Here is a 12,808-nt window from a genome sequence, read left to right as displayed (position 1 = left end):
CCGGGCGCGGCCGGCCGGCCCGACGCCCGCGGGCGAGGGGCGGCGGCGCGCCGCCGAGCCGCGGACCCGGCCCCTTCGGCCCGGAGGGATATCCGGGGGCGCCGCCCCCGGGGACACCCGCCGTCCTTCGGCGCACCGCTCAACCGTCGGCAGGACGGAGCTCCTCGGCCATCGCGGCGCGCAGCCGCAGCGTCGTCACCAGTCGCTGGAACGCCTCCGCCCAGTATCCGCCGGCTCCGGGCGACGGGTCCCGTGCCTCGTCCGGCACCGCCAGCAGTCCGTCGAGCCGGCTCGCCTCCGCGGGGTTCAGACACCGCTCGGCCAGTCCCATCACTCCACTGAAACTCCATGGGTAACTCCCTGCGTCCCGCGCGATGTTGAGCGCGTCGACCACCGCCCGGCCGAGCGGCGCGGCCCACGGCACCGCACACACCCCGAGCAGCTGAAACGCTTCGGACAGACCGTGCACCGAGATGAACCCGGCCACCCAGTCGGCCCGTTCGCCGGCCCCCAGCGTGCCGAGCAGCCGGGCGCGCTCGGCCAGCGACACCGCGCCCGGCCCGCCGGCCCCGGGCGCCGCGGGCGCCCCGAGCAGTGCCCGCGCCCACCGGGCGTCCCGCTGCCGCACCGCGGCCCGGCACCAGGCGGCGTGCAGTTCGCCCTGCCAGCCGTCGGCGACCGGCAGCGCCACGATCTCCCGCGGGGTACGCCCGCCCAGCCGCGCGGGCCAGGCGCCGAGCGGGGCCGCCTCCAGCAACTGGCCCAGCCACCACGACCGCTCACCGCGCCCCGACGGGGCCTTGGCCACGACGCCGTCGCGCTCCATGTCCGCGTCGCACTCGTGCGGGGCCTCGACGGCGAGGGTCGGGGTGTCGAGGGTGTGGTCGACGGCCACGCAGGCCGAGGCCCGGTCCGCCGTCCGCGCGGCCAGCGCCGAGCCGGGCAGCGCCGACAGCAGCTCGGCGGCCGTCGCCCGCACGTTGCGGCTGCGGTCGGCGAGGGCCTGTTCCAGGAACGGTTCGTCCTCCGGCCCCAGGCCGTCGCGCAGCGAGTCGAGGAACATCAGGCGGTCCTCGGCCCGCTCGGTCGCCCAGGTGCCGGCGAGCAGGTCACGGGCGGCCGCGGGCTCGCGCTCGCGGATCGCCGCCAGGAGCGCGACCCGTTCCGCGAACAGGCCCTCCTCCCACAGCCGGCGTATCCGGTCCGCCTCCGCGGGACCGGGCAGCGCGGCCGCGCCGCCCGGACCCGCGCGCAGGGCGAACCGCCAGTCGGGGTTCAGCCGGGCCAGCCACAGGGCGCGGGGTCCGGCGAAGGCCAGTGCGGCCGGCCGCAGGTCGGTGCGTCCGCGGGCGGCGTCCAGCAGGGCGGGCAGGGTCTGCGGGGGCGCCGCGTAGCCGCGCGCGTTGGCGGCGGCGAGCCACTGGGGCAGCAGCTCCATCAGGTCGGGTGCGGTGCCCCTGCGCCCGCCGCCCGCCGTACCGGGCCGGTCGGCCAGCAGCATCGTGAGCCTGCGGGCCGCCGCCGCGGGCAGCGCCGGACGCGGATCCTCGGGCGCCGGCTCGGGCGGCGTGGCGGCCGGTGCGGCGCGCAGCCCCGCCCGCCGCCGCACGGTCTGCACGGCCGCCAGCTCCAGCAGCGCCGCCGGGGCCCGCCGTCCTGTGGCGCCGCCCGGGGGCGTACGCCGGTCCGTGCCGAGCAGGGCGGTGGTGACCAACTCCTCCCAGGCGCCCGCTGCGGGCGCTTCCACCGGGGCGGAGGTCCTGATCATGGGCTTCCTTTCGGTTGCCGGGTGCCTGTGGGTGGTCGGAGGGTCACCCGAGCCGGGTTTCCCGTGGAACGGAACAAATGCGTGAAACGGGAGAGAAAGCGGACGGGAAACGGGCGAGGACCGAGCGAGGAGGAACGGTTGAATGCGGTGCGATCGGGTCGGCGTGCGCCTTTCGGGTGAGGCTTTCCCGCCACACCCCGCGCCCGTCCCGCCGCACCCGCGACGTCACCCCAATGCCGGACACGCGAGGCCCGTCACCAGCGATAAGATCGCTGAGAGTACGCAGCTTGTCAGCACAGAGTGACCACGCCCTCCTCCTCGTGCCGCCATGCGGTCAGGGGAGTGAAGCCGCGGTGGCCGCACTCGCCGAACACCGTGACGGGCGCGCCGCCCGACAGCGCCACCAGCCGCCACAGGCCCGGACGGGCACGCGCCTGTGGTGCGAGCGGCAGCGCGGAGTCCGATCCGGCGTCGGCCAGCTGCCAGGAGTCGCCGTCCGGGACGGGTATCACCTCCCGCAGCGTCACCGGGACCGCATCGAGCCACGGATCGTCCCGCAACGCCTCGCCGTAACGGGCCACCGCCCGCGCGGGCGTCACTCCGGGCGGGCGCACGCCGGTCGGCGCGGGCGACGCGAACCGTTCGCCCAGGGACGCCCGCGACTGTCCGGCGCCCGGATACGCGGCGACCTCCGCGTCCAGGGCCAGGCCCACCGGCAACGCCAGATCGGGGGTGCGGCCGGCCGCACCGTAGGAGAGCAGCAGCGCCGTGCGGCCGCAGTCCGCGCCGTACAGCCAGATACGGCGGGTGGTCAGCCTCGCGTCCGCCGTGTCGTACTGGGCCAGGACGAGCCAGCGATCGCGCACCGGCGGGCCGTCCGCGGCGCCGGGCAGGCCGACCCGGGAGCGGACCGTCGCCGCCAGCGCCGCCGGCAGCCGCTCGCGGCGCAGCCAGCCCTGGACCAGCAGGTGCAGCAGCGCGCACTCCTCCAGCAGCCGCACCGGCCAGCCCGGCCCCGAGGACGGTATCGCCCCCAGCTCCCGCACCCGGGCCGCGAGCCCCGGGGCCTGCGCGTCGACCATGCGGGCCGCCGTCTCCTCCCACAGCCCGTACCCCGCCTGCTCGGCCGCCGCCAGACCGCCGCGCACCAGGTCGGCCAGGCGCTGCTCCAGCTCCGTCGCCCCCGCCGAGATCCGCTCGGCCCGGCGCTCCGCCCGGCGGCGCGCCGCCTCCGGATCGGCCGGACCGGGCGCCCCGCCCGCAGTCCCGGACGGCTGCGCCGCCCGCTGCCGCCTGCCCGACAGCCACGGCTCCGCCCAGTCCGGCGCCTGCCCGGCCGGCACCGCGGCCTCGTCGCCCGCCCACAGCAACAGCAGCCCGAGCGCGTGCTTGCACGGGAACTTACGGCTGGGGCACGTGCACGTGTACGCGGGCGCCGCCCCGTCCGCGAGGTCCACGACCGTCCGGTACGGCTTCTTGCCGCTGCCCTCGCACAGCCCCCACACCGCCCCCTCGTCCGAACTCCCCGCCGCCGACCACGGCCCGGCCGTGGCGAGTCTGCTTCCCGCTCTGCGTGACGCGTCGTCAGGCGCCAGTGCCAGCACCTGGTCCGCGGTCCGGCGCACCCCCTGCTGTGTCATGGATCCGAAGGTAGGACCCCCCACTGACAATCGGCCCCGGCGAGGGCGTTCGCGCAGGTCACAACGCGTTGTCAGTGCCGTGGTGCACGGTGGACACCAGATCCGAACCGGCCGAGCTGGAGGGGACCTCAGCCATGTCTGCGCCCGTCGAAGTGTCCGTCGAACCGACACCCGCCGAACCGAGCCGACACCACTGCGCGCCCGCGCACCCGAGCGCCGCGGGCAGCAGCGAGGGCGCGCCAGGCCCGGAGACGAGGGAGGCGCTGCGACCGCACGCCGAACAGGCCTTCGCCGCCGAACTCACCGCGCTGGCCGCGCAGGACGACCGCCCGCGCCCCGCCCGCTGGAAGCTGTCCCCCTGGGCCGTGGCCACCTACCTCCTCGGCGGAACGCTGCCGGACGGCACGGTGATCACCCCCAAGTACGTCGGTCCGCGCCGCATCGTCGAGGTCGCCGTCACGACCCTGGCCACCGACCGCGCCCTGCTCCTGCTGGGCGTGCCCGGCACGGCGAAGACCTGGGTGTCAGAGCACCTGGCCGCAGCGGTCAGCGGCGACTCGACACTGCTGGTCCAGGGCACGGCAGGCACGCCGGAGGAGGCCATCCGCTACGGCTGGAACTACGCGCGGCTGCTGGCGCACGGCCCCAGCCGCGACGCCCTCGTGCCGAGCCCGGTCATGCGGGCCATGGCACAGGGCATGACCGCCCGCGTCGAGGAGCTGACCCGCATCCCGGCCGACGTGCAGGACACGCTCATCACGATCCTGTCGGAGAAGACCCTGCCGATACCGGAACTGGGCGAGGAGGTGCAGGCGGTCGGCGGCTTCAACCTGATCGCCACGGCCAACGACCGCGACCGCGGGGTGAACGACCTGTCCAGCGCGCTGCGCCGGCGGTTCAACACGGTGGTGCTGCCGCTGCCGGAGTCCCCCGAGGCCGAGGTCGACATCGTCTCGCGCCGCGTGGCGCAGATCGGCCGCTCCCTCGACCTGCCGGCCGTGCCGGACGGCATCGACGAGATCCGCCGGGTGGTGACCGTCTTTCGTGAACTGCGCGGCGGCGTGACCGCCGACGGCCGGACGAAGCTGAAGTCGCCCAGCGGCACGCTCTCGACCGCCGAGGCGATCTCGGTGGTCACCGGCGGACTGGCGCTGGCCGCCCACTTCGGCGACGGCGTGCTGCGGGCCGGCGACATCGCCGCGGGCATCCTCGGCGCCGTCGTCCGCGACCCGGCGGCCGACCGGGTGGTCTGGCAGGAGTACCTGGAGACGGTGGTCCGCGAACGCGACGGCTGGAAGGACTTCTACCGGGCCTGCCGGGAGGTGAGCGCGTGAGGAACCACAGCACGGCCGGGGGGATCGCGCGGGTCCGGGAGCGGGTGCCGGGCGGTGCGGGCGGTGCGGTGCGGACCCGGGACGAGGACGAGCCGAGCTGGACGGGCGGGCGGGGCGGACGACGTCGGACGACGACGCGGACGGCACGTACGACGCGGACGGTACGCACGATGCGGGCGGTCTGCGCGATGCGGGCGGACTGCGTGAGGGGGACGGTGTGGCAGGGGACGAGGTGACGGGGAGCCGGGCGCCCGGCGCGGGACCGCTGCTCCTCGGGGTACGGCACCACGGGCCGGGCTCGGCGCGGGCGGTGCGGGCCGCGCTGGAGGCGGCGCGGCCGCGGGCGGTGCTGATCGAGGGCCCGCCGGAGGCCGACGCGCTGATCCCGCTCGCCCTGGACGAGGGCATGCGGCCGCCGGTCGCCCTCCTCGCCCACGCCGTGGACGAGCCGGGCCGGTCCGCGTTCTGGCCGCTGGCCGCGTTCTCCCCGGAATGGGTCGCCCTCCGCTGGGCCCTGGAGCACGACGTACCGGCCCGCTTCATCGACCTGCCGGCCGTCCACACGCTGGCCTGGCAGCGCGACGACGAGAACGCGCCCGCGGACGAGGACGAAGCCGCGACCGGCGACGAACGACCCTCCGGCGAAGACGTCGGCGCCGACGTGCGGGTCGATCCGCTCGCCGTGCTCGCCGGCACGGCCGGTCACGACGACCCCGAACGCTGGTGGGAGGACGTCGTCGAGCACCGGGGCAGGGGAGCGGCGGACCCGTTCGCCCCGTTCCTGGCGCTGGAGGAGGCGATGGGCGCGCTGCGGGAGGCGTACGGCAGCGGGGGCCACGAACGGGACCTCGTGCGGGAGGCCCACATGCGGCTGAAGATCCGCGCCGCGCACCGCGAGTTCGGCGACGGCGTCGCCGTGGTGTGCGGCGCCTGGCACGTGCCCGCACTGCGCCGCAAGGCCACCGTCGCCGCCGACCGCGCCCTGCTGAAGGGCCTGCCCAAGGTCAAGGCGGACCTGACATGGGTGCCGTGGACGCACCGCCGGCTCTCCCGGGCCGGCGGCTACGGAGCGGGCATCGACTCACCGGGCTGGTACGCGCACCTGTTCGACGCGCCGGACCGGCCCGTCGAGCGGTGGCTGACCAAGGTGGCCGGACTGCTGCGCGAGGAGGACCGGATCGTCTCCCCCGCACACGTCATCGAGGCGGTGCGGCTGGCCGAGACGCTCGCCGCGATGCGCGGCCGCCCGCTGCCCGGCCTGAGCGAGACCACGGACGCCGTACGGGCGGTGCTGGGCGACGGCTCGGACGTGCCGCTGGCGCTGGTGCACGACCGGCTGGTGGTCGGCGACGTCCTGGGCGAGGTGCCCGAGACGGCGCCCGCCGTACCGCTCCAGCGCGATCTCGCCCGCCTCCAGCGCCGTCTCCGGCTCAAACCGGAGGCGCTGGAGCGAGAACTGGAACTCGACCTGCGAGGGGAGACCGACGCCGCGCGCAGCGGACTGCTGCACCGGCTGCGGCTGCTGGGCGTCGACTGGGGCGAGCCGGCCGCCTCACGAGGCGGCACGGGCACGTTCCGCGAGACGTGGCGGCTGCGCTGGGAACCGGAACTGTCGGTGCGGGTCGCCGAGGCGGGCATATGGGGGACGACGGTCCTCGCCGCCGCGAACGCCAGGGCGGAGGCGGACGCCGTCGGCGCACAGACCCTCGCCGAGGTCACCGGGCTCGCCGAGCACTGCCTGCTCGCCGGTCTCTCCGACGCCCTGCCCGTGGTGATGCGGGTGCTCGCCGACCGGGCGGCGCTCGACGCGGACGTCGGCCACCTCGCCCAGGCGCTCCCGGCGCTGGTCCGCTCCCTGCGCTACGGCGACGTGCGCGGCACCGACACCGAGGCGCTGGCCGGGGTGGCCGTCGGCCTGGCCGAGCGGGTCTTCGTCGGCCTGCCGCCGGCCTGCGCCGCGCTGGACCCGGACGCGGCCGAGGCGATGCGCCGCCACGTGGACGCGGTGCACACGGCGGTGGGCCTGCTCGGCGACACCCCCGCGGCCGGCCACGACGACCTGCGCCCGCGCTGGCACACCGTGCTGCGGGTGCTCGCGGAGCGGGACACGGCGCCCGGTGTGATCAGAGGGCGCGCGGTACGGCTGCTGCTGGACGACGGGGCGATCGAGCAGGACCGGGCCGCGCGGCTGATGGGGCTCGCGCTGTCGCCCGGGACACCGCCGCCGGACGCGGCCGCCTGGATCGAGGGCTTCGTGGGCGGGGGCGGCGGCGGAATGCTGCTCGTGCACGACGAGCGGCTGCTCGGACTCGTCGACGCCTGGCTGACAGGAGTGCCGGCGGAGGCGTTCACGGACGTGCTGCCGTTGCTGCGGCGGACCTTCTCGGCGTACGAGCCGGGGGTGCGCAGAACGCTCGGCGAGCTGGTCCGGCGCGGACCCGGGCAGGGCGGCGGCGCGGCCGGGGCCCTGGCGGCCGGAACGCCCGGCTTCGGCCCCGGTCTCGACCGCGAGCGGGCCGACGCGGTGGTGCCGGTCCTGCGGCTGCTGCTGGGCCTGGACGAGGCGGCGACGGCGGACGGTGCGGTAAAGGACCAGGTGGCTGGTGCGAAGCCGTCGTCGGCTGCCCGACCGGCCACCGGAGCCGCCACCCCGATGCCCCTGTCCTTCGGCAGCACGGGAGCGGCGGCAGACGGCGCGACCCGTGACGGAAGTACGGGGGCGGCGGCATGACGACGGCAGTACGGGGACGCGGGAGCACGACGGCGGAGGAACACGGCAGGACGGCGGCGCAGGGGCGCGGTAGCGCGACGGCGGGGAGACAGGGCAGGGCGGCGGCGGAGGGGCGGGGCATGGCGAGGGCGGGGGACGGTGTGGCGGGGGAGCCGGACGGGATGACGGACGCGGCGCGGGAGCGGCTCAGGCGCTGGCGGCTCGTGCTCGGCGGCGGTGAGGGCGCCGACGGCACCGGCTGCGCGCTCTCGGGCAGGGACGCGGCCATGGACGGGGCGCTCATCGCGCTCTACGGCAAGGGCGGCAAGCAGCCCCAGGCCGGAGGGAGCCGTTCGGCGGGGCTCGGGGCGTCGGCGCCGTCGGTGGCGCGCTGGCTCGGGGACATCCGCACCTACTTCCCCTCGTCCGTCGTCCAGGTGATGCAGCGCGACGCCATCGACCGGCTCGGGCTGGCGACGCTGTTGCTGGAGCCGGAGATGCTGGAGGCGGTGGAGGCGGACGTGCACCTCGTCGGCACCCTGCTCTCGCTCGACAAGGCGATGCCGGAGACGACGAGGGAGACGGCGCGCGCGGTGGTGCGCAAGGTGGTCGAGGACCTGGAGAGGCGGCTCGCCACCCGCACCCGGGCCACCCTCACCGGCGCCCTGGACCGCGGTGCCCGCGTCAGCCGGCCCCGCCACCACGACATCGACTGGAACCGCACGATCGCGGCCAACCTGAAGCACTACCTGCCCGAGCACCGCACGGTCGTGCCGGAACGGCTGGTCGGATACGGACGGGCGTCCCGGTCGGTGCGGAAGGAGGTCGTCCTCTGCGTCGACCAGTCCGGTTCGATGGCGGCGTCGGTGGTGTACGCGTCGGTGTTCGGGGCGGTGCTGGCGTCGATGCGGTCGATCAGCACCCGGCTGGTCGTCTTCGACACCGCGGTCGTCGACCTCACCGACCAGCTGGACGACCCGGTCGACGTGCTCTTCGGCACCCAGCTCGGCGGCGGCACGGACATCAACCGGGCACTGGCGTACTGCCAGTCGCGGATCACCCGGCCGGCGGACACGGTGGTGGTGCTGATCAGCGACCTGTACGAGGGAGGGATACGCGACGGGATGCTGAAGCGGGTCGCGGCCATGAAGGCGTCCGGGGTGCAGTTCGTGACGCTGCTCGCGCTCTCCGACGAGGGCGCCCCCGCCTACGACCGGGAGCACGCGGCCGCGCTCGCGGCGCTCGGCGCCCCCGCGTTCGCCTGCACCCCCGATCTGTTCCCGGAGGTGATGGCGGCGGCGATCGAGAAGCGTCCGCTGCCGGTGCCGGACACCGCCTGACCGACGGAGGGGGGACAGAGGCGAGCGAGGGCGCGGAGACGGCGGAGGCTCCGGGCGGGCTCCGCACGGTGTGCGACCGCGGGGGACGTGCGAGTCTGTGGGGCTGTGCGGGACCGGTACGCACGGATGGCCGAAAGCCGTCGGTTTGTCCGGACGTCTGCCCGGAACCCTGCGCGAGGGCCCGCTGGTCCCCATTGGGGTGGGGATCAGCGGGCCTGGGCCCCGCGGGGCCGTTCACGGGTCTCACCGGGTCAACCCCAGCCCGGTGAGGCCCCGCGCGCACGGCACGCCGTGCCAGGTGGCGCGGCATCATGTGACAGGTATCACCGCTGGTCTGTGACCCCGGATTTAGGGCGCTCCGGTGAGCGGGGATAACCTGCGAGATGGACATGCCGCGCGCTCGGACACCGTGTGCGCCTCCCTTGTGACACAGCGGACGTCACGTTGCCCTTCGCGGCACGCCCACGCATCCAACGAACCGCGAGATCACTGATAGGGACGGAAGCGCGTGGACCTGTTCGAGTACCAGGCGAGGGACCTCTTCGCCAAGCACGGTGTACCGGTGCTGGCCGGTGAAGTCATCGACACGCCTGAGGCGGCGCGCGAGATCACCGAGCGACTGGGCGGCAAGTCGGTCGTCAAGGCGCAGGTGAAGGTCGGTGGTCGTGGCAAGGCCGGTGGCGTGAAGCTCGCCGCCACCCCGGACGAGGCCGTCGCCCGTTCGACGGACATCCTCGGCATGGACATCAAGGGCCACACGGTCCACAAGGTCATGATCGCCGAGACGGCTCCGGAGATCGTCGAGGAGTACTACGTCTCCTTCCTCCTCGACCGTGCGAACCGCACCTTCCTCTCCATCGCCTCCGTCGAGGGCGGCATGGAGATCGAGGAGGTCGCGGCCACCCGTCCCGACGCCGTCGCCCAGACCCCGATCGACGCCATCGACGGTGTGACGCCGGAGAAGGCCCGCGAGATCGTCGCCGCGGCGAAGTTCCCGGCCGAGGTCGCGGACAAGATCGCCGACATCCTGGTCACGCTGTGGGACACCTTCATCAAGGAGGACGCCCTCCTGGTCGAGGTCAACCCGCTGGCCAAGGTCGCCTCCGGTGACGTCATCGCCCTCGACGGCAAGGTCTCCCTGGACGACAACGCCGAGTTCCGTCACCCGGACTTCGAGGAGCTCCACGACAAGGCCGCCGCCAACCCGCTCGAGGCGGCAGCCAAGGAGAAGAACCTCAACTACGTCAAGCTCGACGGCGAGGTCGGCATCATCGGCAACGGCGCCGGCCTGGTCATGTCGACCCTGGACGTCGTCGCGTACGCCGGTGAGAAGCACGGCGACGTCAAGCCCGCCAACTTCCTGGACATCGGCGGTGGCGCCTCCGCCCAGGTGATGGCCAACGGCCTGGAGATCATCCTCGGCGACCCCGACGTCAAGTCGGTCTTCGTCAACGTCTTCGGCGGCATCACCGCCTGCGACGAGGTCGCCAACGGCATCGTCCAGGCGCTGAAGCTCCTCGAGGACTGCGGCGAGAAGGTCGAGAAGCCGCTCGTCGTCCGCCTCGACGGCAACAACGCCGAGCTGGGCCGCAAGATCCTCACCGACGCCAACCACCCGCTGGTCCAGCGCGTCGACACCATGGACGGCGCGGCCGACAAGGCCGCCGAGCTGGCCCACGCCGCCAAGTAAGCACTCAGGACGAGGACACCAACACACCATGGCTATCTGGCTCAACAAGGACAGCAAGGTCATCGTCCAGGGCATGACCGGCGCGACGGGCATGAAGCACACCAAGCTCATGCTCGGCGACGGCACCAACGTCGTGGGCGGCGTGAACCCGCGCAAGGCGGGGCAGACCGTGGACTTCGACGGCACCGAGGTACCCGTCTTCGGCACCGTCAAGGAAGCCATCGAGAAGACCGGCGCCGACGTCTCCGTCATCTTCGTGCCGGAGAAGTTCACCAAGGACGCGGTCGTCGAGGCCATCGACGCCGAGATCCCGCTGGCCGTCGTGATCACCGAGGGCATCGCCGTGCACGACACGGCCGCCTTCTGGGCGTACGCCGGCAAGAAGGGCAACAAGACCCGCATCATCGGCCCCAACTGCCCCGGCATCATCACCCCGGGTCAGTCGAACGTCGGCATCATCCCGGGCGACATCACCAAGCCGGGCCGCATCGGCCTGGTCTCGAAGTCCGGCACGCTGACGTACCAGATGATGTACGAGCTGCGTGACATCGGCTTCTCGACCGCCGTCGGCATCGGTGGCGACCCGATCATCGGCACCACGCACATCGACGCGCTCGCCGCGTTCCAGGCCGACCCCGACACCGACCTGATCGTCATGATCGGTGAGATCGGCGGCGACGCCGAGGAGCGGGCCGCGGCCTTCATCAAGGAGAACGTGACCAAGCCGGTCGTCGGCTACGTCGCTGGCTTCACCGCGCCCGAGGGCAAGACGATGGGCCACGCCGGCGCCATCGTCTCCGGTTCCTCCGGCACGGCCCAGGCCAAGAAGGAGGCCCTGGAGGCCGCGGGCGTCAAGGTCGGCAAGACGCCGACCGAGACGGCCAAGCTGGCCCGCGAGGTCCTCGCCGGCTGAACCGGCTGAACCGGCCGGGCGGCCCAGCCGCCCGACGCGACATCGGTGGGCCCGTCCCCGGCCGTCAACGGCCACGGGGACGGGCCCACCGTCATGTGCGGACCGGGCCCGCCGACTGTCCACCGCCCCAGGCACGTGCCAGGACCGCCGACCCAGGGTGCGCCAAGCCCGCCGACCCGGGCGCGCGCCGGGACCGCCCGCCGTACGCCGCCCCGGGCGCGCGCCGGAACCGCCTGCCTGGCGCCGAAGCACGGGCGCGCCGGTGTTCATCGGCGCCCCCGCCGCCGGCCTAGCGCGTCTCGGGCGCCAGGCGCTCCGGTCCGCCCGCCACCTCGGTCTTCAGCTGGGCGCGCAGCCTGAGCGCGTCCTGCGACAGGGGCCCCGCCGCCGCCTCCACCGGCAGACCCTGGATCGCGTGACCGGGGGAGACCGGCGCCAGATAGTGCGTGGGAGCCGTCCGGAGCGTGAGCGTCGTCGCGCCGATGATGGTGACGGTGAACGCGATCGCGGACCGGGTCCAGAAGCGGGTGCTGCGTTCTCCGGCGGTCCGCACCGCCGCCGGTCCGGCGACCGAGGCGGCCACCGACGCGACCGCCGCCCCGGCGACGCCCGCCACCCCCGCGATCCCCCCGGCCGCGCCGCTCCCGCGCGGCGGTGCGCCGGCCCCGCCCGCGCCCTTCGCCGGGACGGTCGTCCGCGCCGGGTTCAGGCTCGCCGTGGCGGCGAGGCGGACCAGGCGGCGGTGGAGTTGCGCCGGGTCCGCCAGTTCGGGCAGACGGGCGGCGACGGCCTCGCGGGCGTGCATCAGACGGCCGGCCGTCGCCGGGGTGCTCGCCTCCGTCTCGGCCGCCGTCTCCGGCAGATCGAGGCCGACCCCGTCGTAGAGCACCAGCGTGCGGCGGTAAGAGGGCGGGAGCCGCAGCAGCGCCTCCTGGAGGGCGCGGTCGGCGGGGTCGGGCGGCGGGTCGGGAAGGCGGTCGCGGCGGCGCAGGCGGTCCCAGGGGGACAGCGCGCGCTCGTACACCGCCGCCCGCACCCAGCTCGCCGGGTCCCGGTCGTGGGCCACCTCCGGCCAGCGCAGCCAAGCCTGCTGGAATGCGGCCTCCACGGCGGCGCGGGCCCCCTCGTGACGGCCGTTCAGAAGATAGGCCTGTCGGACGAGGGCGGGGGCGCAGAAGGCGTAGAGCGCGTCGAAGGCCTGAACGGCCGTCAGCTCCTCCCCGGCCTTGCCCGCCGCCTGGCCGCTCTCCCTCTCTCGTGCTCGCTCGTGGGTCTCCGTGCTCGTCGTCCCGGAGGACTGAGTGCGTGTCAGGGTGGCTGCCGCCCAGGGCGTACGGCCCTCCACGGGCTGCGGCCGCGGGTTCGCATGACGGTTCGTCATAGTGCGTCCCTCCGTGTGAATAGGCACATAAA

Annotated in this window: 8 protein-coding genes; 5 read left to right on the top strand and 3 right to left on the bottom strand. The window is 74.8% G+C overall.

What is annotated here, in order from left to right; genetic code table 11:
- Nucleotides 1-139: 139 nt before the first annotated feature.
- Nucleotides 140-1,768, bottom strand: coding sequence for a DUF5691 domain-containing protein (locus ABEB07_RS17315; protein WP_345669144.1), 1,629 nt, complete (start codon nt 1,766-1,768; stop codon nt 140-142).
- Nucleotides 1,769-2,058: 290 nt separating this feature from the next.
- A complete protein-coding gene (locus tag ABEB07_RS17310) occupies nt 2,059-3,408 on the bottom strand; it encodes an SWIM zinc finger family protein (RefSeq protein ID WP_345669143.1) in 1,350 nt (449 codons plus the stop codon).
- Nucleotides 3,409-3,542: 134 nt separating this feature from the next.
- Here ABEB07_RS17310 and ABEB07_RS17305 point away from each other — a divergent pair, with 134 nt between their 5' ends.
- The 5 genes from ABEB07_RS17305 (at nt 3,543) to sucD (ending at nt 11,395) form a co-directional block, all read left to right on the top strand.
- Nucleotides 3,543-4,742, top strand: a complete 1,200-nt coding sequence (locus ABEB07_RS17305; RefSeq protein ID WP_345669142.1) for an AAA family ATPase — start codon at nt 3,543-3,545, stop codon at nt 4,740-4,742.
- A gap of 217 nt (nt 4,743-4,959) precedes the next feature.
- Entirely contained in the window at nt 4,960-7,473 is a 2,514-nt protein-coding gene (locus ABEB07_RS17300; protein ID WP_345669141.1) for a DUF5682 family protein, read from the top strand.
- Between the two features lie 119 nt (nt 7,474-7,592).
- On the top strand, nt 7,593-8,792 hold the full coding sequence (locus ABEB07_RS17295; protein ID WP_345669140.1) for a VWA domain-containing protein: 1,200 nt from the start codon (nt 7,593-7,595) through the stop codon (nt 8,790-8,792).
- A gap of 508 nt (nt 8,793-9,300) precedes the next feature.
- Entirely contained in the window at nt 9,301-10,482 is a 1,182-nt protein-coding gene (sucC, locus tag ABEB07_RS17290) for an ADP-forming succinate--CoA ligase subunit beta (RefSeq protein ID WP_345669139.1), read from the top strand.
- A 28-nt stretch (nt 10,483-10,510) separates the two neighbouring features.
- Entirely contained in the window at nt 10,511-11,395 is an 885-nt protein-coding gene (sucD, locus tag ABEB07_RS17285) for a succinate--CoA ligase subunit alpha (protein ID WP_164588202.1), read from the top strand.
- A 289-nt stretch (nt 11,396-11,684) separates the two neighbouring features.
- On the opposite strand, the gene ABEB07_RS17280 is transcribed toward sucD, so the two are convergent.
- Nucleotides 11,685-12,776: an RNA polymerase sigma factor gene (locus ABEB07_RS17280; protein ID WP_345669138.1), complete on the bottom strand. Its 1,092-nt coding sequence runs from the start codon at nt 12,774-12,776 to the stop codon at nt 11,685-11,687.
- Between the last annotated feature and the right edge of the window lie 32 nt (nt 12,777-12,808).

Origin of the sequence: Streptomyces similanensis, from assembly GCF_039543625.1 — a bacterium.
Lineage (GTDB): Bacteria > Actinomycetota > Actinomycetes > Streptomycetales > Streptomycetaceae > Streptomyces > Streptomyces similanensis.
The sequence above is the reverse complement of the archived record's forward strand: the minus strand, read 5'-3'. Positions and strand labels throughout refer to the sequence as shown.

Coding starts and splice junctions, on each gene's coding strand:
- ABEB07_RS17280 (WP_345669138.1), bottom strand. CDS start 12,776: ATGACGAACCGTCATGCGAACCCGCGGCCGCAGCCCGTGGAGGGCCGT.
- ABEB07_RS17315 (WP_345669144.1), bottom strand. CDS start 1,768: ATGATCAGGACCTCCGCCCCGGTGGAAGCGCCCGCAGCGGGCGCCTGG.
- ABEB07_RS17295 (WP_345669140.1), top strand. CDS start 7,593: ATGGCGAGGGCGGGGGACGGTGTGGCGGGGGAGCCGGACGGGATGACG.
- ABEB07_RS17310 (WP_345669143.1), bottom strand. CDS start 3,408: ATGACACAGCAGGGGGTGCGCCGGACCGCGGACCAGGTGCTGGCACTG.
- sucD (WP_164588202.1), top strand. CDS start 10,511: ATGGCTATCTGGCTCAACAAGGACAGCAAGGTCATCGTCCAGGGCATG.
- ABEB07_RS17305 (WP_345669142.1), top strand. CDS start 3,543: ATGTCTGCGCCCGTCGAAGTGTCCGTCGAACCGACACCCGCCGAACCG.